We start from the raw sequence: 25,034 nt of genomic DNA, 5'->3' as shown, positions 1-25,034 counted from the left end.
TAATAATTCAAACGCAACAAGAAGAATGGCTACAGTTACCGAAACTACAATTGCTCAAAAGTTAGAAGGCTTATTAAAGCTTCAAACCATTGATTCAGCCTTAGACAATATCAAGAAAGTACGAGGTGATTTACCTGAAGAGGTTCGTGATTTAGAGGATGAAATCGCTGGTTTAGAAACTCGTTTATCAAAATTTCAAGCAGAAATCAGTTCATTCGAAGAGCAAATTTCGAATTACAAAATTTCTAAAAAGGACTCTGAGAAGCTTATCATCAAGTACAAAGAGCAACAAATGAATGTTCGCAACAACCGTGAACACGATGCCATTTCAAAAGAAATTGAATTACAAGGCTTAGAAATGGAGATTGCAGATAAGCGTATCAAAGAAATCGATTTCAAAGTATTGAATAAAAACGACGAAATCGCGAGCGCAGAATCTAATTTACATGAGCGTAAAAAGGATCTTGAAATCAAACAAAAAGAATTAGAAGTAATCATCAGCGAAAGCGAAGAAGATGAGCTTAAATTCTCAAAAGATCGCGAGAAAGCGTTGAAGAGCGTTGAAGAACGTTTATTAAAGTCTTACACAAAATTACGCGATAACGCGATCAATGGCCTTGCGGTTGTAATGGTTAAGCGTGGTGCTTGTGGCGGATGTTTCAGCTCAGTACCTCCACAACGTCAAACAGACATCAAAGACAAGAAGAAATTGATCGTTTGTGAGCATTGCGGACGTATTTTGGCAGGTGTCGAGGATCCAATCCCAGCGCCAGAAAAAGAGAAAAAACCACGTGGAAAAGCGGCAACTGCAGCAGCGGCAACAGCTGCAGAATAAGCTTCCTCCCGTAACATAAAAAAAAAAGCCTGAATAATCTTCAGGCTTTTTTTGTGCCCATACAGCAGGCATAAAAAAAGCTCAGCCTTCCGACTGAGCTCTTCATACATAAAGAGATTCTTATTTCTTCAACATCCCTAATAAGGCGCTTAATTTATCCTTCATATCCTTGCGATCAACGATGAAATCCAAGAAGCCATGATCCAAAACGAAATCAGCGCTTTGGAAACCTTTTGGCAAATCTTTACCAATCGTTTCTTTGATGACACGTGGTCCAGCAAAACCAATTAAAGCACCTGGTTCCGCGATGTTAAAATCGCCCAACATCGCAAAGGATGCTGTCACACCACCAGTTGTGGGGTCTGTCAACAAAGAGATATACGGAATTTTTGCTTCAGCTAATAGCGCTAAACGAGCTGAAGTTTTCGCCATTTGCATCAAGGAGAAACCTGCCTCCATCATACGCGCACCACCTGAACGAGAAATCATTAAAAACGGAGTTCCAGTTTTCAACGAATGATCGATGGCACGAGAAATCTTCTCTCCTACTACGGAACCCATCGAACCTCCAATGAAACTAAAATCCATGGCAGCAATCGTAATAGGCATTCCGTTCATGTCACCATAAGCTGCACGGACAGCATCTTTCAATCCTGTTTTGTGCTCCGTTGCTTTTACTCGGTCAGTGTATTTTTTTGTATCTGTAAAGTTCAATGGATCACCTGAACTCAACATTGGATCTAATTCTGTGTAACGCGATTGATCAAAAAGCAATTCGAAATACTCCTGAGAACCAATTTTTTCGTGGTAATTACAGCTTGAGCAGGTAAATGCGAACAAGCGGTGTTCCCGTGTATGTAACGCTTTTTTGCAAGACGGGCATTGATACCAAAGTCCATCGGGTGCTTCACGTTTAAATTCGGTGGGAGTCTGAATCCCTTTATCTTTTCTTGTAAACCAAGACATAATGCTAAATTAAATGTTTGCAAAGATAATTAAAAAGGCATTAGCTTCTCTATTTGACCAAGACAAATCGTTTCAAAACCACTTGATTTTGCACCTGCAATTGCAAGGCGTATGTCCCAGAACCCAAATACGACAAGTCAACTTGTTGGTCAAAGCGATTACCCTGCGTAGCATAATTTTGATTAAATACAGGTCTTCCCTGCAAATCAATCACGCGTAAAGCAATTCCATTCAAATCACTCGCCTGCTCATACACCACCTGCAAAAGACCGGAACTTGGATTAGGGGAAACTTGAAGGCCCTTTGCGATAGATGAAGGTTCAATCGCTAAAATAGGATCCACTTTAGGGGCTTGAATCTTCAAATTATCCACAGCCCAGCCCCAGCCATGCGCACCCACATCTGCATGCAAGCGGAAGCGAATGACCACTTGGTCATTCACGCTGAATTTTCCGGATGCCAACATATCAATTTCGTGGCTTTTTACCAAGGTGCTTGTTGCAATAGCAGTTGAATTTCCATCCGTATCGCTCGCACTATTCCATTTAGATAACCAAGTAGAATAGAGGTTCGAATCCCAACCATTGGCAAAGTTATACCAGGTCTTGCCTTGATCATTCGAGCCTTGTACAATCACATAATCAAAGAAACTACGATTCACTGTACCATCCGCATTTAAGAAAGATTCTCCCGCTTCACCCGGTTCCACCAACACAATTTCATCGAAGGTAATTTTCGGGTTATCGGCAGAAATTTTAATGGGCTTCAACAAAATCGCATCTGAATTCGTGAATTTATCTGTACCGCCAACTCCATCATACGACTCCTCAATTCCATCCGCATAAGGGTGTACGGAATGTAAGGCTCCACTCGAAAAGCCTGCTGCTTGTGTTAAATTAAAACCTTTCAAGAAGAAATCTGCCGAAGGTGTCGTATCAAAGTTCTGCACATAGGATGCCACTGGATCGGCTAAAGCCAAAACTTTAAAGTCGTAATATCCCGATGCAGGGCTATAAACGATGTTGGAAATCTTCGCCGCATCAGCAACCACCACCCGGTAACGGATAACATCCCCAGCCTTCAACTGCCCAGAAGTAAAATTAAAACTGTTGCTATACTTAAACGTTTCACCAGCGATTTTGGTAAAATCTTTCCGAACGAATGCCGCACCATTGATTGAATATTCCATGTAAACCGCGGATATTCCTATATTGTCCGAGGTCAGCAACGTTGGCAAGGTAACAGTCGTCTGCGAATTAAATATATACTTCAACGGGTTCGCATAAATAACCACCGGCTTCACGGTATCCGCACCCACGGTAAAATCAAAATAACTCCCAAAGTTCGTTCCCGCAATCACCGGCGCCTCCGCAGGTGTTGTAAATTTCTTCCCCCCAGCATCATTTGCCGTCCAATAATAATTAATCTTGCGCGTTGTGGAAGATTTTGGCAGGGTGTATGTGTAGGTATTTCCCGACTTGACCAAAGGCATGGAAGTCGCAGACAAAATACTTTTATCAATCGCCATCATCAATTTAACGGAAGATTCATTTATCAAGGTATCCGAATAGACTTTGGCGGTAAAGAGAATGTCTTTCGAAACATCCTCGGTATCATTGTAATTTTCAGCGATGATATTGGAAGAAGACCAACCAAAGTCACTGAAAGCTCCTAACACAATCGGGCCAATATCGCGAGTTACCTCACCGCGTGCAATTTGTGGTGTCATGAGGGCATTCGGGTCGCCAACTTTATATTTCGCTTGGTCGACGTGGTAAATGCTTGAACCATCCGAAAAACTCGTAGGCGCATATAATTTCCCTTTCTCACCATTCAATCGCACGATATTGGGAGAACTAATAAAAAGGCTATTCGAAGAAACTTGCGTTTTCAAAGTGGCTGACGGATTATCAAACTTAGTCGTATCCATTAGGGCCGCACCGGCCGAATTAAACATAAACTGATCAAAAATACCTGGATATCCGTAGGCCGCTTGTGATTTATCAGAGGTCAACCCAACCTGCCCGATAAAGCCTAGCCCATGCCCAAATTCATGCAAAACCACCGAATAAAGGTCGATTTGATTGAGTTTCGGTACACCATCCGTACCCGTATACCAATCTGTAAAGTCGGAATTAAAGGTTGCCACGATATCCGGATTCGTACCATTCAAATTCTTATGCGCCATTTTCTCGGCTAAGGCTACGGGATACCAGGTATTCAGGCGATTGGACCCAACAAAATTCCGAACATTGGTCGATGCCCCCGCGCTTCCCAAAACCCCTGTCGCCAAGGATTTCCATTGCACATAAATATTGATGGTAACGTCTGAATTTAGGGATGTAGCCCAAAGGTTCGCAGCGCGTTCAAAAATCGTCTTGATATCAGCAGGCGGAACGGTTTCATAGGTAACGACAACCTGCGTTCCCGCTTTCACACTTTGTTGCGCTTGCGAGGCGCGCGCATTTCGATTTTGGATTTCCTCCAACATGCGTTGGGAATACCCTTCTGGTAATTCCCGGTGAATACCTGATTTTTCTGGTGTATATTCCTCGACGATTAAGCCCGGCTTGAACTCCATTTTAATTTTTTGCGCCAAGAGATTACTCGTGCTTCCAACTAAAATCAACAACAAATAGCAGTAAAACTTCTTCATAGCACGAATTTAAATGGATTAGGAATTCAATTGTTGTAGCTTTTCAAACAAATCGACGAAATCAGCTGCGACCCATTGTGTATGTGCTAATTCAGTCGCCGTATGTGAAGTCGTAATTCCCACAACCTGCATCCCAGCGTTCAAGCCCGCCGAAATGCCTTGTAGTGAATCTTCAATCACCCAACAATCAGCAGGTGCTACCCCCACCATTTCAGCAGCTTTCAAATATATTTCTGGATCCGGTTTTCCTTTGTGCACTTCCGCCCCACCGATAATCGCGTCGAACTGATCCCGAATACCTAAACCATCCACAATAAAATCTATATTGCCAGGACCGGCTGATGTGGCCAATGCCGTCTTTATTCCATGTGCACGTAAAGTCTTTAAAAACACCAACAATCCAGGAGCTGGCTTCATGTGCGCTTGGTAAAATCCGCGATATAAAATCTCTTTTTCTTCTTCGAGTACTTCGACTTCCGCGCGGGTCATCTCCATTTTATAAAACCATTCAAAGGTATCTTTGGAATTCATGCCATTTAATTCCTTGTAAAACACCTCACGCGTTAATGGAATATTATGTCGTTCACAAAACAATAGCCAGGCGTCTACGTGATAAGGTAAATTATCAACGACCACACCATCCATATCAAAAAGTACAGCTTTCATGATTAAATACTTAGGCTTAGGCCATCATAGGCCAAAAAAACGTTGGGAGGTAATTCTTTTTGGACCGCGTCATGCAATCCCATCATGTGGCTGATATGCGTGATGTAGGCCTGTTCGGGCTGTATTTTAGCAATAACTTCCAATGCCTCATCCAAAGTAAAATGGGAGACGTGCTTCGTCTTGCGCAAAGCATTGATGACAAGTACTTTGGAACCTTTTATCTTTTCCAATTCTTCGTCGGCAATGAAATTCGCATCCGTGATGTAGGTAAAATCCCCAAAACGAAATCCTAACACATCCAAGAAATAATGCTTCACGAAGACAGGGATGACCTGCACGCCTTCAACGGAAAAAGGTTGCCCATCGATTTCATACACATCGATTTCAGGGACACCTGGATATTTATGTTCGTCAAAAGCGTAGGCAAATTCGCGCTTCAATTGATCAATGACCTGGGCTCTTGCATACAAGGGAATAGATGCTTGTTGGGCAAAATTAAACCCCCGAATATCGTCTAAGCCAGCCGTATGATCTTTGTGTTCATGCGTAAAAAGCACTGCATCTACACGCTTAATCCCTGCACGCAAAATTTGTTGGCGAAAATCTGGCCCCGTATCAATGATGAAACTTTTCCCTTGCACCTGAATGTGCATGGAAACGCGCAAGCGCTGATCTCGCGTGTCTTGCGAGGCACACACCTCGCAGGAACAAGCGATCATGGGAATCCCCTGTGATGTTCCAGTCCCTAAAAAGCGTACCTGGATTGGGGACATAAAATTATTCAGTTAATGCTTTCACTTGAGAAACCAAAGCATCAAAATTCAAAGGCTTTGCTAAGAAATCATCAAAACCAACGGCCTTAAAATCTTCCATCGTATAGTTTCTTGCATTTCCTGTAATGGCAATCATCGGAATCGCCGCTTTTTTAGCATCAGACAAAGCACGAACCGCTTTAGCGCAATCCATTCCGTCCATTACTGGCATATTGATGTCCAATAAAAGAATATCAAAATCAGCTTTTGCTAATTCATCCAATACTTGTTGGCCATTTTTTACCGCATGAATTTCAAAATTTTGAAATTCTAAAATCTTACGAGCTAAATTTTGAATGACAGAACTGTCCTCGGCGATTAATACTTTTTTCATAAAATTCGATTTGATATTTTGAGGCTAAACCTCATATTCAAGTAAAAATAGAGAAACAAATGAAATTACGCAATAAAAAAAGCGACTCAATTGAGCCGCTTTTAAAATGAATTCAAATTCCTTATTTCACGTAAATCGAAACAGATGTTTTATCCCAATCGAAGGTGATTTGGCCTGTAGACGAAACTCCTATCGTGAATTTCTCTGTCATTGCATGCTCGCTCACTTTTCCAGTTACGCGTAACACATCTTTTTCTGCCTTGTACGTATAAGCGCCCCATTGTTTTGCATCGCTATTGAAAATAACCGTCCATTCCGTTGGGCCAGGAATCGTAAACAAAGAATATACCCCTTTAGCCAAAGGCTTTCCTTGAACTGTCACGTCCGCAGAAAACTCAATCGTTGTTGCTTCATTCGCACCTGTACGCCAAACTTCCCCATAAGGAGCCAATGCTTTGGCATCTTTCGCACCAAATACCAAACGACCTTTCACCGAAGGTTGCGCATACTTAACCATCACTTCTGTAGTACCTACCTTTTGAATAACCACGGCTGGTGGCGACGCTGGCGCTTTTTGAGCAAATGCTCCGAAAGTCATCACACTGAATAAAATTGCTAAATACTTTTTCATAATTATTTTGTTGTTTAAGATTACAAATTAAGCCAATAATTCAATTTTATCACGATGGCCCGGTTACGAATTTGCATAATCTCAGGGAAATAATTGTCGGTATACACCAAAAACAAATCCGAAGCCGGCTTATACCTCCATTGCAAACGCGCATTTAAATTGACATTTTTCGTTTGTTGGTTCAACTGAAAGAACGTAGCAAAAAACAGTTTATTCGTAAAGGTTATGTCGATTTTTGGTCGGATAATCCAAAACTGCGAAGACACTTTTTTCGCAAGCATTTTATCTGTACCCGGAATTTCCACATCTTGAATATCGTTGTAATCGACGGCCACGGAGACACTACCGTAGGGTTGGAATCGATAACCAATATCAGCTGTTAAACCCGTGCGCCAACCATTTCCAAAATACCCACCAAAACGGGAGGTTAATGCATACGTAAAAAGCTTGATGGGCGATGACCCATAACGTGCATTCACTGCATACCAATCGTGCTCGGTTCCTCTTTTTAAAGCCGTATTTCCCATTCTTGTCGCATCAAAATCATACAATAATTTGACAAAATCATAGGACAGATACAAACCAAATGTTGACCGATCCTTCATCGTTCCGTCATAGGCAACGTAAGTCGTGTTGTCGGTGTAGGTACCCTGATTATTCCAATACGACATGGACATCAACTTCAAACTGGTATAAAACAGATTGGTATTTTTGTTTTTGGGATAAAATATTTTCGCTGCCTCCGGTTGAATTTGGAGGTAATTGATTCGAGGCACATAACCCACTTCCGGGTTGTAATGCTCGCCTACCCATTGCTCCTTAATGGCAAAGGCCCAGTTATTATCTGCATAAGCCAAAGAGGCGGCTTGTGAAAAATCGTTTCCTTCGTTTAACGGACTAATCGTTTTCGAATAAAATAGCGAACCTGTCCAAAAATTATCTTTTGAGGCTAGGTTATATTCAAATCCAACATCCCGGTTGTAGGGTTGATAACCATTGGCTTTCTGTAAATCCGTATCAATAAAAGACTCTTTATTGACCATATACACGCCGATATTGGAACGGGAAAACAACTTTCTTTGCAAAGCAATCATCGAATAATTTTGCGTAGGAACTCCCTTCGCATCAATGCGCTGCGACTGTACATTCAAGGCTCCAATCCGCCAATCCGGATTTAATTTACCACTTACTCGCGCTCCATAGGTAATGGGTGTTTGCTCATAAATTCCGGTTTTGGGATTCAATGCCAAACCTATCCGACGGGAGAAAAAGGGGCGAATATTATCCGTTCCAAAGCCATCAAACAAATCCGAGTTCTCAATAAAAAACTGGCGTTTTTCGGGGTAAAATAATTCAAAACGATCCAAGTTTGTTTGTTGGCGATCCACATCCACCTGCGAAAAATCTGGATTCAACGTCATATCCAAGTTCAAACCTGAATTGATGGCAACTTTGATATCCCCACCTATTTGATTGCGAAAGGCAGCAGGATCCTTCGACTCATAATTTGCCGTAAGTCCCGAAAGACCGTACGGAATAATGGAAATATTCTTTTTTGGAGCAGGTGGTGCCGTTTCCCAAACCAAAACACCCGCATAGGCTAAGGAAGCCGTAGGAAATTGGCGAGGAACGGGTGCCCAGGCCGACTTCTCTTTGGCCTTCAAATCATAACGAGAGAAGTTGATGCCCCAGCGTTTGATATTGTCCTTATAGCGAATGGACTTAAAGGGAATAGCCGCTTCAAAAATCCAAGAATCACGTTTATAGGTCGTGGCAGATTCCCACTTATTGTCCCAGTTGAGGTTAACTTTGGCACCTTCCGACATCTGTCCGTCCCATTGCGCGCCGGCAGCATTCGCGCCAAATGCAAACCCCGTTGTTTTGTCTTCAAAAGTATCAATGAAGACCAAAAAATTATCATTCACCCCAAAAGAGAAATCGCGTTTCATGGATTCCACCACAAAGGCACCGGGTTCCTTTAAAAAACATTCGGCAGAAATGTAGATGTATTTATCGTCGTACGACATTTTCACATCCGTACGCACTTGGGCACACAATGAATCGAAAGGATTACACATCATGAAATCGCTGACAGCCGCGGCGTCAAACCAGGCTTGCTCATTCAAAACACCATCAATCACAACCTTACCGGTCGTTTTTTGAATGTGCATTTGAAATTTGTCATTGATTTTTTGTGCTTGAATTGTTTGAATCAAACAACTCAGGAAACACAGGATGAGAAAAACTCTTTTCATGCTCGTTTAAATAGGTTAACAAACAAAGGTAAGTTATTTTTACCTGGGACTTGTGGGTCTTATAGGGCTTGATTATTTTTGCATCAAAATTTTAAAACCGTTAACGCATGGGAAGAGCATTTGAATTCCGAAAAGCACGTAAATTCAAGAGATGGGGGCAGATGGCCAAGACCTTTACTAAAATTGGTAAAGATATTGTCATTGCTGTAAAAGCTGGAGGTGGAGACCCTTCATCGAATTCACGTTTAAGAGCCATCATTCAGAATGCGAAGGCAGTGAATATGCCAAAAGAAAACGTGGAACGTGCGATTAAACGGGCTACGTCCAAAGATCAAGAGGACTACAAAGAGATTGTTTACGAAGGATATGCCCAACATGGCATCGCCATTTTGGTGGAAACAACAACTGATAACATCAATCGTACGGTAGCCAACATCCGTTCATCATTCACAAAATGTGGCGGTTCATTGGGTACGACGGGAATGTTGGATTTCATCTTTACACGTAAATCCGTTTTCAAAATCGCAGCTAAACCGGAAATCGATTTAGAGGAACTAGAATTGGAATTGATCGATTTAGGTGTGGACGAAGTATTCTTGGACGAAGAAACGAACCAAATCAATATTTATGGGGAGTTCACCGCTTTTGGTGGAATTCAAAAATATTTAGAGGGTCAAGGATATGAGTTGTTGGGTGCCGACTTTGAGCGCATTCCAGACGAAACAAAGGAGTTGACGGACGCACAAGTGGCGGATGTAGAAAAACTCATCGAGCGACTGGAAGAAGACGACGATGTGCAGAACGTCTACCATAATATGGGATAAAGCTAAAGGCCATCCGTCAGCTGACAGATGGCCTTTTTTATTGCATTCTATCCCGAATAGGAAAAATCTCATTTCCCCTTTAGCTTTGGCAAACCTCAAAGGATTGCCAAAGCTTAGAAGCCTGAATCCGAGTCTACGATTTTAGGCGATATAAATAAGGTGCCTTGTGCGCCCCTCCTGTGTACTTCTTCTCTATTCGCTCCAAAATATCCAAGCTCAAAATCTTCCGTTGAAAGTTCGTCCGAACCAAACGTTTGCCCAAGATTGTTTCATATACGACTTGTAATTCCGACATCGTGAACGTGTCACCTAGCAACTCAAAAGCAACCAATTTATCATCCAATCGTTGGCGCAAAGCTTCCAAAGCCTTGATTACGATTCGATTATGATCGAGGAATAATTTGGGCAAGGCTGAAACATCCATCCATTCAGAAGCATCTGATAAACCACTTGGATTAACATGAACCTTTGAATAATCAACTAATGCATAATACCCAATGGTAATGTATCGCTTGGACAACCAAGCAAATTCCTCTTCCGATCTCCCCATCGCGGCATTCACATCCCGATGCTCCTCCGTCGCGCGGTAATTACGAGCTAAATCTCCAAACGTATAAAATTGCTCCAAATAAATATCCGTCAGCCCTGTTCGCTCTTCCAAAACACGCGCAGCCGCCTGATCCACATCTTCCTCCACACCCACAAATCCACCTGCCAAAGCCCAAACAGGACTCTTCAAAAATTTCAAAAGTAATACTTTCAGTTGGTTTTCATGAAATCCAAAAATCACACAATCCACTGAAATACCCGGCAACCATTGCGCTTCTACTCCCATTTACTTGATGTATTTAAGCATAAAATCCTGAATCTGCTTCGCAAAAATCACGTAGCCTTTTTCATTCAAATGCAGTTTATCCGCGACAAAAATATCTTGCATCAAGGTCCCATCGGCTAAATAAAATGGACTATGCATATCGATGAAATAATCACCTTTGGCCTTAATCAAGGCATTTAATTCCTTTTGCTTATCCACGATGGAAACACGTGCTAAACTTGGCCTTGCAGCCACAAAAACCAATTTCGCCCCAGGAACCTGCTTCATTAATCGAGCCTTGAATTCATCGTATTCTGCGGCAATAATTTGAGGACTTTTACCCCGAGCTAAATCATTATCACCTTCGTACATAATCACCCATTTCGGTTGGTATTTCACCACCATCCGATCAAAATAATACAAGGCATCCGCTAAAGTTGACCCACCAAATCCCCGATTAAATGCAGCGGGCATGGCCTTCATGTCGGCATCAAATGACTTCCACAAACGGAAACTTGAACTCCCAATAAACAACACCTGGCCTTTGGCAGGCATTGCTAAAGAATCTTGTTTTTCATAACCCAAAATCTCTTTTTCAAAAGGATTTTGCGCCAACAAATTCGTGCTTACGAAAAGCAATAAAGCAATGATGATCTTATTCATTTGGATATGTTAAGCCGATTTGAGCACGTATTTCATCTAATAATCCCATCAATTCTTGACTGAACTGGTGTGACATCCAAGCATTTTCTGTCCTACCGGCCCACAAATCCTCCTGCACCGCATCCGCCTCATAACTATAACCCCAACCTTTGCGTTCCGTTTCAAATACCGTTTCCTCGCCATCATAAATGGTCAGCGTCATCCCCTTCGTTTCATGGAAACGCGGATGCATGTAAATCTTCCCCTTTGTTCCGTAAACCGTACAAGTTGTATCCGTTTGCGCCGCAAATGTCGAGAACAAACTCGCCGTCGCACCCGAAGCATATTTCGTCGCAATCGAACAATTCATATCCACACCCGAAGGCGCCATCACGCCCGTCGCTTTCATTTCCAGCGGTTGGCCCAACAATAATTTCGAGATAAATAAAGGATAGATACCTATATCCAACAAAGATCCACCTGTCAAATGTGGATTAAACCAACGAGCCTCCTCATCGTATTCGGCTTTGAAACCAAAATCAGCTACAACATGTTTGATATCACCAATCACACCCGACGCAATAATTTCTTGCAATTTGGCCACCGAAGGATGAAAACGCGTCCATAAAGCCTCCATCAAGAAGAGCTTTTTCTCACGCGCTTTGGCAATCATCGCATTAACCTGCTTGCTATTAATCGCAAATGCCTTTTCACACAAAACAGGGACCCCTGCTTCCAAACATAACATCGTATGTTCATAATGCAATCCATGCGGCGAGGCAATGTAAACGACATCAATTTCACCACTAGCCAACATCGCCTCATAAGAGCCATAGGCTTTCACATCAGCGCCGTATTGCGCCGCAAATGCCTCCGCCCGACCTAAATCGCGCGATGAAACTGCCGCTAAATAACCGTGTTTTGCATGAACGAGATCATCCGCAAATTTTGTTGCGATGCCGCCGCACGCCAATATACCCCAACGAATGGGTTTTCCAGTTTGAATCATAGGTTTAGACAATTGTACTTATAAAGACCCTAATGTAGCAATTAATGCTTGTACTTGCTCCTCATTCACGGCAGGAAAATTCGCAATTCGAATTTGCGTCTCCTTCATCTTGCCATAACCTGAGCCCAAAATCATATCCGATTTTGCCTGCACTTGCTTAATGACATCTCCCGCCAATCCTTTGCAATTCAAGACCACAACCGTCGCAGAACGATGGTTCGGATTCTCGACAAAGATTTCGAAATTCGCTGATTTCGAGGCAAAATCGTATAGCGCTTTCGCTTTGCGATCCGTTTCCTTGCGCATCACATCCACACCTATTTTGTTGAAATCTTCCGCCACTTTCCCTAACACATAAATCCCCATCACGTTCGGCGTTTCTGGCGTTTCAAATTTCTTGTAATTTTCCCAAAGACTGGGCAAGGAATGATATGTCCCCACGATGCCTTCGTGCAATTTCATTCGCTCAGATTTCTCAAGCATCTTTTCATTGGCCAACCAAACGCCTAAACCAGCAGGCATTCCAAAGGCTTTTTGTACAGAAAACATCGCTGAGTCAACTAAGTTGAAATCCAAATTCGTATACGGCGCCGATGACACCATATCCACAATCATCAATTTATCTTTGTTGGCCTTCTTGATTTTATGAATCTCGGCCGCCTTCATTTGAACACCCGAACTCGTTTCGTTCGCTGTGCAGCAAATCAATTCTGCGTATTCTGGAACATCCACTTCAGCAGCATCGAAACCCTCGCCAAAAGGCTTGTGCATCGCATGCGCAAACTTGTGAAGTTCTTTAGAGAAATCGTAAAACTTCTTGGAGAATGAACCATTCACTAAGTGAAAACTTTCATGCTCCACCGTATTCATAATTGCACGCTCCCAGATTTCCGTCGCAGAACCTGTGAACAAAACTGCAGTTTCTTTTGGCAAAGAAAACAAAACACGCAATTGCTCATCGGCATGCTGGTAAATCTTACGAAATGCCGCCGAACGATGGGAAATGGAACCGATGTTTTGGCGAAAAGCCTCCGCATAATGTGCCTCCACCGTAGGAAATAAAGCTGCCGGACCTGGGGTAAAAAATGTGCTCATAATTAATATAACATTCTAAATTTGATCGTATTGTCGATCAATTTCAATTCATTCACGATATCCTCCGCGTATTCCTTCGACACATCCGTAATCACATAACCCGTTTTCTCCGTCGTTTTCAAATATTGGCCAATGATGTTAACATGGTATTTTGCAAACACATTGTTAATCTGTGCCAAAATTCCCGGTACATTGTGGTGGATGTGCAATAAACGGTGCGCATTTTCCAAAGGAGGCAATTGCAATTCTGGGAAATTCACTGAACCATAGGTGCTACCATTGTTCATGAATTGCAATAATTTATTTGGCACAAATTCACCAATATTCGCTTGTGCTTCTTCCGTACTTCCACCAATATGTGGAGTCAAAATAACATTCGGCAAGCCTCGTAATTCATTGATAAATTCCTCGTCATTCGTTTTAGGCTCATAAGGGAATACATCGACTGCTGTTCCCCAAACCTTACCCGATTTAATCGCGTCTACCAAGGCTGGAATTTCAACCACGTGACCACGCGAAAGATTCAAGAAAATCACATTGTCCTTCATCCAAGAAAACTCTTCCTTCCCGATGATGTTGGTATTCGATTTACGACCATCTACGTGCAAGCTCACAAAATCAACGGTCGACAATAATTCTTTCATCGAATTACATTTCTTCGCATTACCCAGCGCTAATTTATCGACGATGTCATAGAAATACACTTCCATACCCAACGCCTCCGCGATCACGGAAATCTGTGTACCAATGTTTCCATAACCTACCAAACCGATTTTCTTACCGCGAATTTCAAATGAATTCGTAGCCGATTTATCCCAAACACCTGCGTGCATTTTGGTTGATTTCTCGAAAATGTTACGCGTTAGCATCACCATCAAACCGATAGACAATTCTACTACACTTCGTGTATTGGAATAAGGTGCATTGAAAACAGCGATACCGCGATTCTCACATTCTGCCAAATCGATTTGGTTCGTCCCAATACAAAATGCTCCCACACACATCAAACGCGCTGCATTCGGATGTTCCAATACTTTCTTCGTCAAGTTTGTTTTCGAGCGTAAACCGATGATCGACACATCCTTGATTTTTTCAATCAATTCATCCTCGTCCAAGGCCCCTTTTAACAATTCCACTTGGAAGCCTTCTTTGGTAAACAAAGCGACAGCTGCAGGGTGAACGTTTTCTAATAACAAAACTTTGATCCGTGATTTAGGATAAGACTGCGCACGGCTTAAGCCATTGATGTACAAAAATTCATCCAACGACGGTACGACGAAATCCGCCTTATCAGTCACGGCTTTGCGCGACACGTTTTCCGTAAAGGCAAAGAATTTATTCGCTAAACCCGCCTCACGTAATTCATAATCCGTATAGCCATCCCCAATCACAAAAACCTCCCCTTCTAAAGCCAAGGACTGCAACAAACGCACCTTCCCTTTATCTTGAGACAATAAATTCGTGTGATCATATCCCGTGATATTTCCTTCTCCGTCATACGTAAAGGTATTCGCATGCACGTTTTCAGCAGCGATTCCCATGTCGGCAACAACCGGAACGATAAAGTCCTTAAATCCACTCGAAACAATCAAAATACGATCCGCATGCTCACGAATGAAAGCTTTGTTTCGCTTGAAGGATTCTGATATTTTTCCTTTTAAGAAGGCGATTAATTGATCTACATGCAATTGATTCGCAGGCAATAAAGCCACACGCTCCCGAAGCGAGTCTGCAAATGAATATTCACCCGTCATTCCCTTATCGGTGATTTCGCGAATTTTGCCAACAATCTCTGCTTGTTTGGGATTTCCTTCTAAGGCGATGCGCGCAAGCTCATCCAATCCTTCAACTTTCGTAAATGTGCTGTCAAAATCAATGACAATGGTTAATTGCTCAAGCTCTTTGTTAGACATGTTATTCAATTTTCAATTTCCGTTAAACCATGCAGCGGCTCTTTGCTCAGCCCAAGTTTGTCCCCGATAATTCCTCGGATAAAACCCGCAATGCCCTCCTGAATCGGGTAATTCGATCCGGACAAAATCCGAATCAATTTGCTCAGGCAAGCACTCCTGCGATAAAAATGGATCATTCTTAGCATTCACAATCAAAGTTGGCACCTGAATGTCTGCTAAAAAATACAAAGAACTATTACGTTCATAATATTCCTCCGCATCCTTAAATCCATGCAAGGGACCCGTAATCACATTGTCAAAATCGTACAAACTGCGAATAGAGGTTAACATAGACGGCGTAATATCCATAGGATATCGAGCCGACTTTTCGGTAACTTTTTCTAATAGCGTTTGTAAGAAGCGATGTGTGTAGAGTCTGTTTTCCCAGCGAGTCAATTGCTGACTACTGCTAGAAAGATGCAAAGGTACAGAAAATGCTACAGCTTTTCGAACGAATTGCGATGCTTTTTTGGCATTTTCTCCCAACCATATTAAGCTTAAGTTGCCGCCTAAACTAAAGCCGGCCAAGTAGATATCTTTCACGCCACGCGCAACAGCCTGCTGAATCACAAAGTCCAAATCGTCCGTTGCCCCGCTGTGATAAAATCGCAAATTCCGATTCGGATCCCCCGAACAGCTTCGGTAATTCCAAGCCAAGGCATTGACCTCCGGCATCGCACGAATGAGCCCGGTGACATAATGTCGCCGACTACTCCCCTCCAAGCCATGAGATACAATTAACAAAGGTTTTTCATGCAAAGCTTCTGAACGCATGTGCCAGTCGACATCCAAAAAATCGCCATCAGGCAATTCCATGCGTTCACTGTGCGAATGCGTTAGCGGTATTTTTCGAAATAAAGCCGGATAAATGCTTTGGGTATGTCCATCCGGCAACCAAAGTGGTGCGCGATAAGCTTGCATTAAATAAAGAAATCAGGGATTAAAGATTTAGGATCCACAGAAGCATCTACTTGGTATTGAGCAAAATCTGTCATGCCTGCTTCTGCCAGTACCGCATCATCAATAAAATAATTTCCGGTGCAAACCATGGCATCCCGCTTCAATATCTCAAAACAGGCATCGGCCATAATATCCGGTTTTCGGGCTAATTTCAACATCTCCGCGCTACCTACCGCAAATTCAATTGCCGCCGTCGCGATAATCGTACGAGGCCACAAGGAATTAAAAGCTACTTTCCCCGCAAACTCAGCGGACATACCTAACGTAACCAATGACATCCCGAATTTGGCCATCGAATACGCTACGTGGTGCTTGAACCAACGCGCCTCAAAATTCAAGGGCGGAGATAATGTCAAGACATGTGGATTATTCGACTTCAGTAAATGCGGAAGACATGCGCGAGAAACCAAATAAGTACCCCGGGCATTCACTCCATGCATTAAATCAAAGCGCTTCATTTCGGTTTCGAGGGTACCCGTCAACTGAATGGCAGAGGCATTATTAATCAAAACATCGATTCCTCCGAAGGTCTCAACCGCTTTATTCACCGCTTCTAAAACCTGATTTTCGTCACGAATGTCGACAACACAGGGCAGAACGCGCCCGCCTAATGCTTCAATTTCTGCAGCAGCTGAGAAAATCGTCCCTTGCAATTTGGGATGTGGCTCAGCGGTTTTTGCTGCAATAACAACGTTTGCGCCCTCGGAAGCAAGTTTTTTGGCAATCGCCAAACCAATTCCACGGGAAGCACCCGTGATGAAAACCGTTTTGTTTTTGAAGTCCATGTTGTGCAAATTAAACTTTATCTAAATTACGATTTTATTACAAAGACTTGTCAAATTTTAATTTTTGCGTTGTACTTTTGTAAACTAGTTTAGTCCAAAAACATTAATGATCACACCGTTTAAGTCAGTCAGTATTTCTCATCGCAGTGCGCCGCTCACAATCCGTGAGATGGTTGCCCTTAATGAGGACGAAAGCAAAGCTTTTACCTTGAAATGCAAAGACCTTTTTGGCTTACAAGAATTGTTAATCGTCTCCACTTGTAACCGGACTGAACTCTATTTCACTACACAGGAAGAAATTTCAGACCAATTAATAAAAGCCTTGTTGATCGAAAAAGGATTAACAAACACGGCTGATTATGTAAATTATTTCATCCAAATGAATGAAACCAATGAATCACTCCAACATTTGTTTGAGGTGGCTACGGGTTTACAGTCGAAAGTGGTAGGTGATTTACAAATCCCAAATCAGATTAAAAAAGCGTATCAAATAGCGGCAGACCACAACATGGCAGGTCCCTATTTGCATCGTTTAATGCATACCATATTTTATTCCAATAAACGTGTTGCCCAAGAGACTTCGTTCCGTGATGGAGCGGCTTCCGTTTCTTATGCAACCGTGGCTTTGGCAGAGGAATTATCTCAAGCTTTAGCTGCGCCGAAAGTCCTTATCTTAGGTTTAGGTGAAATTGGAATCGACGTTTGCAAAAACTTCGAAGACAAAGATTTTGCAGAGGTAACGGTCATGAATCGTACGCTGGAAAAGGCTGAACGTATTGCACAAGGAAAAAAATTCCGGGTAGCGCCGTTTGAAGATATGTGCAAGGAAGTTGAGGCTGCTGATATTATCATCTCCTCGGTTCGTACAGATTCACCGATTATCACCCAAGAAAAATTGAAGGCCATGCAATTGCTGTCCTTTAAGTATTTCATTGACCTTTCAGTTCCTCGGAGTATTGAGGATGGGGTAGAAAAAGTATCTGGTGTCTTGTTATATAACATCGATTCCTTGAAAGAACGTGCGGATGAGGCTTTGGCTTTGCGCATGGCTTCGATTCCCGATGTAAAGAAAATCATTACAGAATCCATTGATAGCTTTAATGATTGGTCGAAAGAAATGGAAGTTTCTCCTACCATCCACAAGTTAAAAGGTGCTTTGGAGCAAATCCGTAAGGAGGAAATCAATCGCCACCTAAAAGGACTGAGTGCAGAAGAAGTAGAGAAATTAGAAAAAATTACGGCTTCTTTGGTACAAAAAATCATCAAACAACCGATCATTCATCTGAAAGCCGCTTGCAAACGTGGGGATTCAGATGCGATGGTGGATGTATTGAATGATTTATTCAACCTCGAGCAATTCGAAGAGCAAGAATCCTAATCCATGGACAGCGCATTACTGAATAAATTGGCCCGCTACTGCGCCTATCAGGAACGCTGCATCTCAGAAATCAAACAGAAAATTCACGACTTAGATCCATTGGCTGATTCGGAAATGTACATCCAATGGCTGCAAGAAAATAATTACCTGAATGAAAGTCGGTTCGTAGGACTATTCATCCGATCAAAATTCAACCAGAAGAAATGGGGGCGCAGCAAAATCCAGTTCGAACTACGCAAGAAGGGTATTTCGGACTCCGAAATTCAAGCGCATTGGGATGAAATTGAGGAAGATGACTATTCGGAAGCATTGAAAACCTTATTGAGCAAAAAAGCGGAATCCTTGAAAACTGGGACTTCTACTGAAAAATACCAAAAGTGTTACCGCACTGGTTTATCCAAAGGTTTCGAACCTGGACTTGTTTCCCAAGTATTAAAGGGACTTTTTCCGAAGGGATTTGCATAAAATCATTTTTTTCATACCTTTGGGACATGAATTTCAAATCAGCTACTTATTACGCAGGTTATTATTACGCAGGATATTACGTCTGCGCGTAACCGGTTTGATAGGTTTTTGATGTTAACTTATTTTCGCCGGCCTGTGAGTCGGCATTTTTATTTTATGAGCTTTTCCATTTCACCCGCGTCTCGTTTACAGTCAGTAGAGGAATATTATTTCTCCACAAAACTGAAGCAAATAGCTGCCTTACGCGCCGCTGGCATTCCCGTGATCAACTTGGGCATTGGTAGTCCAGACCTCGCTCCTTCCATGGAGACCATTGAGGCCTTGACTTTATCCGCAGCAAATCCTGCGAATCATGCCTACCAAGGTTATCAAGGAATTCCTGCGTTACGAGAGGCTTTTGCTGCATTTTATGCGAAGCACTACGGAGTGACATTAGATCCTGCGCATGAAATATTACCCCTGATTGGTTCCAAAGAAGGCATCATGCACATTGCCATGGCTTATTTAGAAGCGGGCGATGTCACTTTGATTCCAAACCCAGGCTATCCAACCTACCAAGCAGCTTGTTCGCTGACGGGAGCCACGGTGCAAGCGTATGAATTAACGGAGGCTAATGGCTGGCTACCCGATTTAGATGCGTTGGAGAAACAAGATTTATCGAAAGTGAAAATCATGTGGGTTAATTACCCACACATGCCTACGGGTGCGAAGGCCGATTTGGCATTCTTCACCAAACTACGGGATTTCGCCATTCGCCATTCGATTCTATTGGTGAATGACAATCCTTACAGTTTCATATTGAACGAAAACCCGATCAGTATGTTGGCCGTTCCGGGCATGAAGGAGGTAGCCATCGAATTGAATTCATTGTCCAAATCCCACAACATGGCTGGTTGGCGCATCGGTGCGGCATTCGGTCGGAAGGAATTATTAGATCCTGTGTTGAAATTCAAGTCCAACATGGATTCAGGGATGTTTTTGCCACTGCAAGAAGCGGCGGTGAAGGCTTTGTCGGCAGACGCCCACTGGTTTGCCCAACAAAATAAAATCTATCAATCCCGCCAGAAAAAGGTTTTCGAATTATTGGACCTATTGGATTGCGTGTATGATCCGGCACAAACCGGCATGTTTGTCTGGGCACGCATACCGGCAGATTATGAGTCGGGCTATGCGCTTTCCGACAAAATTTTAGACGAGAATGCGGTATTCATCACGCCAGGGGGGATTTTTGGAACACAAGGAAATGGCTATGTGCGCATTTCTTTATGTGCGAAAGAAGGAGTGTTTCAAACGGCGATAGATCGCATCAAAAATCACAGCAATGGAATCTAAGAAGGTAGGAATTATAGGTATTGGTTTAATTGGAGGTTCCATCGCAAAAGCATTGCGCAGCTCAGGCTGGGCATTTGAACTCATTGGAATTGAAGCGAATCCTGCTCACGCAGTGAAGGCCCTGTCTTTACGTTTGGTGGATGAAATATTACCCTTAGAAGAAGCAATCGAACGCGTTGACGTGTTTGTATGCGCAACGCCAGTGGATATTTTGGTTCAAATTATTCCGAATGTATTAGACCGATTAAAACCCGGCCAAATCGTCATTGAGGTAGGTTCTACCAAAACTCCGGTCTACGAGGCACTTAAAAATCACCCGAAACGGAAGCAATTTGTATCAACCCACCCGATGGCCGGAACGGAATTTTCGGGACCGGAGGCGGCTATTGAAGGCTTGTTTCAAGGAAAGCGTGGCGTGATTTGCGATAAGGAATTGAGTGCTCCGGAAGCCGTTGCGACCATTGAAAGTTTGTACCGGGATGGCTTAGGCATGAATCTGATTTACATGGATTCGATTGACCACGATGTGCACACGGCGTATATCTCGCACATTTCCCACATTTGTTCATTTGCTTTGGCGAATACGGTTTTGGAAAAAGAGAAAAACGAAGAACGTATTTTCGAATTAGCCTCCACGGGTTTTGAATCAACTGTACGTTTGGCCAAATCATCCCCAGAAACCTGGTCGCAAATTTTCCACCAAAATCAAGAAAACTTGATGGACGTTTTGGACGAATACATCAATACGCTATTGAAATATAAAGGCCTGATGTTGTCGGGCAGTTATGATAAACTGAAAGAGGAATTAGCGAAGGCGAACGACATCGGTCGGATCTTGAATAAACATTAAAAAATGCCCCGACTCTCATCGGGGCATTTTTGTTAGTTGCCTTTCGGTGCCTTGTAGGCAATCGGCTTCCACGTATTATTTTTCCCATTGATGTCTGGGAAGACATGGTCTGGATCGATCGTCACTGATTTGATAGGTAAGTTAGTAGCTGTCTTGAATGTCCAAGAACCTCCACGTTGCCAAATCTCCACGGGGAAGTTGAAACGCTCTTTGGCACCACCTGCTAATTCCACTTCCACAATGGCAGGCATGGCCATTTTATCCAAGTTTTCGATCGTGATCAAAGCACCTTTGGCAGGATCTTGATCGATGTAATCCACATCTTTGACAGATTGATCCAACTTCCATAATTCGTAGAACCAAGCTTTCCAGAACCAACCTAAATCCTCACCGGCTCCATCTTCCATTGCACGGAAGAAATCACGTGGCGTAGGGTGTTTGAATGCCCAGTTTTTGATGTAATGACGGAAAGCATAATCGAAACGATCAGCACCTAAAATATGCTCACGCAAAATACGCAGACCAAATCCTGGTTTGTTATACGCTTCCCAACCTAAGTTACGGGCTTGAATGACATCTGGAATAGACATGATCGGATCAGCCTCCGCACGGAACATGCGTGGAGCGAGTTGATGCATATCAAACTTTTGATTCTTGTATTCACCTTTATTGAAGGCATCTGTCGAATAGAAATTGATGAACGTATTAAAACCTTCATCCATCCAAGCAAATTTACGCTCGTTATTTCCAACGATCATTGGGAACCAGTTATGGCCAAATTCGTGATCTGTCACGCCCCATAAAGAAGCGGTTTGATCGCGGAAGCCACAGAAAATGATTCCTGGGTATTCCATTCCAGATACGATACCTGCCACATTGGTTGCCACAGGATAGGTGTACTCATATAACCAATTTGAATAATGCTCAATGGATGCTTTCACATATTCTGTGGAACGAGCCCATGCTTTTTCGCCGTCCGATTCAATCGGATAAACGGAAACTGCTGTTGCTTTTTTACCGCTAGGCAAATTGATCATCGCCGCATCTTGAATGAAGGCTTTCGACGTGGCGAAGGCTACATCGCGTGCATTTTTACAAGCAAATTTCCATGTCAAACGATCCTTGGCTGGTCGAGACGCCGCATCTGTCACCTCAGCCGCCGAACGGATAATGACTGTTTTTTCGGACGTTTTAGCTGCAGCCCAACGTTTCATTTGTTCTGCCGTGTACACTTCTGAAGGATTCAATAATTCACCCGAACCTACGACAATGTGTGACGCAGGCACGTTGATGGAATATTCGAAATTTCCATATTCCAAATAGAACTCACCTGCACCTAAATAAGGTAACACGTTCCATCCCTCGATGTCGTCATAAACACACATGCGTGGAAACCACTGAGCCACTGTGTAGATATCCCCGTTCTTCGTTTCTTGGATACCCATGCGGTCAGAACCGTTTTTAGGAGAAGTGAACGAATAAACGATTTTGATTTTTGCGATACCCGCTTTCTCAGCTAGCGGAGAAGCCAAGCGAATCTGCATCCGTGTGTCTTCGACAATAAAATTGGCCGGCTTGCCATCCACCGAAACACTTTCAATTTTATATCCTCCATCAAAAGCCACATTCCCAAAACGTCCGCCTAATACAGGTGTTGTTTTACCTCCACGCGATTGCGTATTGAAGGAGTTTTGGTCTAATTGTAACCAAAGGAAAGGTAATTTATCTGGGGAGTAATTCTTGTAGGTAATTTCTACATCGCCAGAAATCTTGCGATTCGTATCATCCAAAGAGGCTGATATTTTATAATCAGCAACATTTTGCCAGTAGTTGGGACCCGGCACACCTGCCGCAGAACGTGCAGGTGAAACTGGACCATAATTCCACAAAGGATGAAATAATTCGTAGGCATTGTATTGGGCCATGGCTTGCAAAGAGCAAAACATAAATCCAATGGCGAAAAGCTTTTTAAGCATCGTGATGAAGTTTAAGTCTATAATTATTCAAAAATGGTTAAAATCTCGTCATCAAGCAAACGTTTTGTTAATCCCAAAGCCTTTGGCACCTCATAATGGTAGAAAAACTTCATCGTATGAATCTTGTCTTGGTAAAACGATTTCTCCGCCGAATCTATATTTTTAGCGGCCACATTTCCCTGTTTCAGCCATTGCCATGCCACCACGATCAAGCCAAACAATTCCATGTACAGCGTTGAATCGGCTAAGAACACGTCGGGCTGTCCCGCTTTGCTCAATTTATGCAGAGTTACTTTATTGAGGCTAGCTAATTCATTCGCCAAAATCTCCGCATAGGGTTTAGTGATTTCATTCGTCATTCCTTGGGCAATATCCGCTTGAATCAATTTAACTAAAGCTTGAACCGCTTTTCCTTGTTCGCTTGGAATACCACGGCCTAATAAAGTCAATCCATGAATTCCGGTAGTTCCTTCGTAAATGGACATAATCCGGACATCGCGTGCCATTTGTTCCAATGGAAAATCTTCTGTATAGCCATAGCCACCTAATACCTGCATCCCTTGATTCACGGCCAAAATTCCTTGCTCTGCTGGGTACGTTTTCGCTACAGGCGTCATTAAATCCAAGAGCATTTGAGCTTCTTTTTGTTCATCACCTGTCAGGCATTTGGATAAATCTTCCCAAAGAAAACATTGGAATAATAAGCCCATGGCGCCTTCTACGATCGATTTTTGGTAATACAACATGCGTTGTACATCGGGGTGATTTTGAATGAGGGTCGGCGGAGTCTCTGGATCTTTATTCGTTAATTTTCTACCTTGGCTACGCTCAGACGCATATTGTTTGGAGAAATGATAAGCAGCGGAAGCGATGTAGGCACCACCCATTCCCACACCCAAGCGGGCTTCATTCATCATTTGAAACATGTACATCAACCCTTTGTTGGGCTCACCCACCAAATAACCAATGGAATCGCCTTTATCCCCAAAAGAAAGATGTAAAGCCGGAGTCGCTTTTTGGCCCATTTTATGGTACAGACCCATGGATGTCACCTCATTCGAAACCCATTGCCCGTTTTCTTGTCGGCGCTTAGGAACCACGAAAAGTGAAATCCCTTTCGTCCCTTTGGGAGCGCCTTCCAAACGCGCCAAAACTAAGTGAATAATGTTTTCTGAAAAGTGGTTATCGCCACCCGAGATGAATACTTTTTGACCTTTAATTGAATAGGTCCCGTTGCCTAAATCCTTCGCGCTGGTACTTACATCGTTCAAGGAACTACCCGCTTGAGGTTCCGTCAAACACATAGTACCTGTCCATTTTCCGGCAAGCATGTTGGGAACAAATACCTGCTTCAACACTTCTGAACCAAAGCTGGCAATTAAATGTGCCGCACCATTACTCAATCCCGTAAACATGACGATGGAGTTGTTGGCCGCACCGCGAATAAATTCATGCGCACCACCCACGATGGATGGCATTTGTTGGCCCCCTTTCTCAAACGAAAACGTGGCTCCAATCATCCCAGCATCGCCCATTTCTTTCACATAGGCTTCCACGGAATGATGTACCTGCACAGTCCCATCAATTAATTCAGCTTGTTTGCGATCCGCATCCACAAAATGAGGGCGTAAATGACGTTCCGCGATTTGTTCGGCAGAATCCAAGACCATGTCAAACATGTCAGGTGCATAATCCGCATAACGGGGATATTGACACAAAGAACCATAATTGAATACCTCTTTCAGAATGAAGTCGAGGTTGCGGCGGTCGTATTCTCTCGGCATAATTTTTCAGTTT

22 protein-coding genes are annotated in these 25,034 nt (G+C 42.9%); 6 read left to right on the top strand and 16 right to left on the bottom strand.

The genetic code is table 11. The features are described from left to right. Positions 1–25: 25 nt before the first annotated feature. Positions 26–835, top strand: a complete 810-nt coding sequence (locus SKC38_RS09235) for a zinc ribbon domain-containing protein (RefSeq protein WP_377976851.1) — start codon at positions 26–28, stop codon at positions 833–835. A 120-nt stretch (positions 836–955) separates the two neighbouring features. Here the strand turns inward: SKC38_RS09235 and accD are convergent, their stop codons facing one another. The 7 genes from accD to SKC38_RS09200 all read right to left on the bottom strand — a co-directional run bounded on the left by accD (position 956) and on the right by SKC38_RS09200 (position 9,155). Continuing rightward, positions 956–1,801, bottom strand: coding sequence for an acetyl-CoA carboxylase, carboxyltransferase subunit beta (gene accD / locus SKC38_RS09230; protein WP_377976850.1), 846 nt, complete (start codon positions 1,799–1,801; stop codon positions 956–958). A gap of 49 nt (positions 1,802–1,850) precedes the next feature. Beyond that, complete coding sequence (locus SKC38_RS09225) at positions 1,851–4,457, bottom strand: T9SS type A sorting domain-containing protein (RefSeq protein WP_377976849.1); 2,607 nt, start codon at positions 4,455–4,457, stop codon at positions 1,851–1,853. Positions 4,458–4,475: 18 nt separating this feature from the next. Then, positions 4,476–5,123 (bottom strand): HAD family hydrolase, encoded by a 648-nt coding sequence (locus tag SKC38_RS09220; protein WP_377976848.1) that lies wholly within the window; start codon positions 5,121–5,123, stop codon positions 4,476–4,478. A 2-nt stretch (positions 5,124–5,125) separates the two neighbouring features. Next, on the bottom strand, positions 5,126–5,887 hold the full coding sequence (locus SKC38_RS09215; protein ID WP_377977026.1) for an MBL fold metallo-hydrolase: 762 nt from the start codon (positions 5,885–5,887) through the stop codon (positions 5,126–5,128). A gap of 13 nt (positions 5,888–5,900) precedes the next feature. Continuing rightward, positions 5,901–6,269, bottom strand: coding sequence for a response regulator (locus SKC38_RS09210; protein ID WP_315577041.1), 369 nt, complete (start codon positions 6,267–6,269; stop codon positions 5,901–5,903). 121 nt (positions 6,270–6,390) lie between these two features. Continuing rightward, positions 6,391–6,900 carry a DUF2911 domain-containing protein gene (locus SKC38_RS09205; RefSeq protein ID WP_377976847.1) on the bottom strand — a complete coding sequence of 170 codons (510 nt, stop codon included), beginning with the start codon at positions 6,898–6,900 and terminating at the stop codon, positions 6,391–6,393. Positions 6,901–6,920: 20 nt separating this feature from the next. Then, positions 6,921–9,155: a DUF5916 domain-containing protein gene (locus tag SKC38_RS09200; RefSeq protein ID WP_377976846.1), complete on the bottom strand. Its 2,235-nt coding sequence runs from the start codon at positions 9,153–9,155 to the stop codon at positions 6,921–6,923. A gap of 107 nt (positions 9,156–9,262) precedes the next feature. On the opposite strand from SKC38_RS09200, the gene SKC38_RS09195 reads away from it, so the two are divergent. Then, complete coding sequence (locus SKC38_RS09195) at positions 9,263–9,979, top strand: YebC/PmpR family DNA-binding transcriptional regulator (RefSeq protein ID WP_377976845.1); 717 nt, start codon at positions 9,263–9,265, stop codon at positions 9,977–9,979. Between the two features lie 133 nt (positions 9,980–10,112). Here the strand turns inward: SKC38_RS09195 and SKC38_RS09190 are convergent, their stop codons facing one another. From SKC38_RS09190 to SKC38_RS09160, 7 genes are read right to left on the bottom strand one after another with little or no spacing between them, the layout of a single operon-like run. Then, complete coding sequence (locus tag SKC38_RS09190; RefSeq protein ID WP_377976844.1) at positions 10,113–10,814, bottom strand: NUDIX hydrolase; 702 nt, start codon at positions 10,812–10,814, stop codon at positions 10,113–10,115. Beyond that, complete coding sequence (locus SKC38_RS09185) at positions 10,815–11,456, bottom strand: GDSL-type esterase/lipase family protein (protein ID WP_377976843.1); 642 nt, start codon at positions 11,454–11,456, stop codon at positions 10,815–10,817. After that, positions 11,449–12,444, bottom strand: coding sequence for a Gfo/Idh/MocA family protein (locus tag SKC38_RS09180; RefSeq protein ID WP_377976842.1), 996 nt, complete (start codon positions 12,442–12,444; stop codon positions 11,449–11,451). Before SKC38_RS09180 ends, SKC38_RS09185 begins: the two co-directional genes overlap by 8 nt. An 18-nt stretch (positions 12,445–12,462) precedes the next feature. Beyond that, positions 12,463–13,539 carry an aminotransferase class V-fold PLP-dependent enzyme gene (locus SKC38_RS09175; RefSeq protein WP_377976841.1) on the bottom strand — a complete coding sequence of 359 codons (1,077 nt, stop codon included), beginning with the start codon at positions 13,537–13,539 and terminating at the stop codon, positions 12,463–12,465. Positions 13,540–13,541: 2 nt separating this feature from the next. Beyond that, on the bottom strand, positions 13,542–15,452 hold the full coding sequence (serA, locus tag SKC38_RS09170) for a phosphoglycerate dehydrogenase (protein ID WP_377976840.1): 1,911 nt from the start codon (positions 15,450–15,452) through the stop codon (positions 13,542–13,544). Positions 15,453–15,464: 12 nt separating this feature from the next. Then, a complete protein-coding gene (locus SKC38_RS09165; protein ID WP_377976839.1) occupies positions 15,465–16,412 on the bottom strand; it encodes a YheT family hydrolase in 948 nt (315 codons plus the stop codon). Continuing rightward, the gene (locus SKC38_RS09160; protein ID WP_377976838.1) at positions 16,412–17,236 is read right to left on the bottom strand and encodes an SDR family oxidoreductase; all 825 of its coding nucleotides are present in this window, start codon (positions 17,234–17,236) and stop codon (positions 16,412–16,414) included. The genes SKC38_RS09165 and SKC38_RS09160 overlap by 1 nt, the downstream gene beginning before the upstream one ends. 106 nt (positions 17,237–17,342) lie before the next feature. Here SKC38_RS09160 and hemA point away from each other — a divergent pair, with 106 nt between their 5' ends. From hemA to SKC38_RS09140, 4 genes are all read left to right on the top strand, one after another. Beyond that, the gene (gene hemA / locus SKC38_RS09155; RefSeq protein ID WP_377976837.1) at positions 17,343–18,614 is read left to right on the top strand and encodes a glutamyl-tRNA reductase; all 1,272 of its coding nucleotides are present in this window, start codon (positions 17,343–17,345) and stop codon (positions 18,612–18,614) included. A gap of 3 nt (positions 18,615–18,617) precedes the next feature. Continuing rightward, the gene (locus SKC38_RS09150) at positions 18,618–19,079 is read left to right on the top strand and encodes a regulatory protein RecX (protein WP_377976836.1); all 462 of its coding nucleotides are present in this window, start codon (positions 18,618–18,620) and stop codon (positions 19,077–19,079) included. Between the two features lie 156 nt (positions 19,080–19,235). Then, on the top strand, positions 19,236–20,411 hold the full coding sequence (locus SKC38_RS09145) for a pyridoxal phosphate-dependent aminotransferase (protein WP_377976835.1): 1,176 nt from the start codon (positions 19,236–19,238) through the stop codon (positions 20,409–20,411). Beyond that, positions 20,401–21,261, top strand: coding sequence for a prephenate dehydrogenase (locus SKC38_RS09140; RefSeq protein ID WP_377976834.1), 861 nt, complete (start codon positions 20,401–20,403; stop codon positions 21,259–21,261). Before SKC38_RS09145 ends, SKC38_RS09140 begins: the two co-directional genes overlap by 11 nt. Before the next feature lie 32 nt (positions 21,262–21,293). On the opposite strand, the gene SKC38_RS09135 is transcribed toward SKC38_RS09140, so the two are convergent. Together SKC38_RS09135 and SKC38_RS09130 are read right to left on the bottom strand one after the other, a co-directional pair. After that, entirely contained in the window at positions 21,294–23,237 is a 1,944-nt protein-coding gene (locus SKC38_RS09135; RefSeq protein ID WP_377976833.1) for a M1 family metallopeptidase, read from the bottom strand. Between the two features lie 23 nt (positions 23,238–23,260). Continuing rightward, entirely contained in the window at positions 23,261–25,021 is a 1,761-nt protein-coding gene (locus SKC38_RS09130; RefSeq protein WP_377976832.1) for an acyl-CoA dehydrogenase, read from the bottom strand. Positions 25,022–25,034: the final 13 nt, after the last annotated feature.

Origin of the sequence: Aquirufa echingensis (assembly GCF_042714525.1) — a bacterium.
GTDB classification, from domain to species: Bacteria; Bacteroidota; Bacteroidia; order Cytophagales; family Spirosomataceae; genus Aquirufa; species Aquirufa echingensis.
This window is presented reverse-complemented; position numbering and strand designations above follow the sequence as displayed.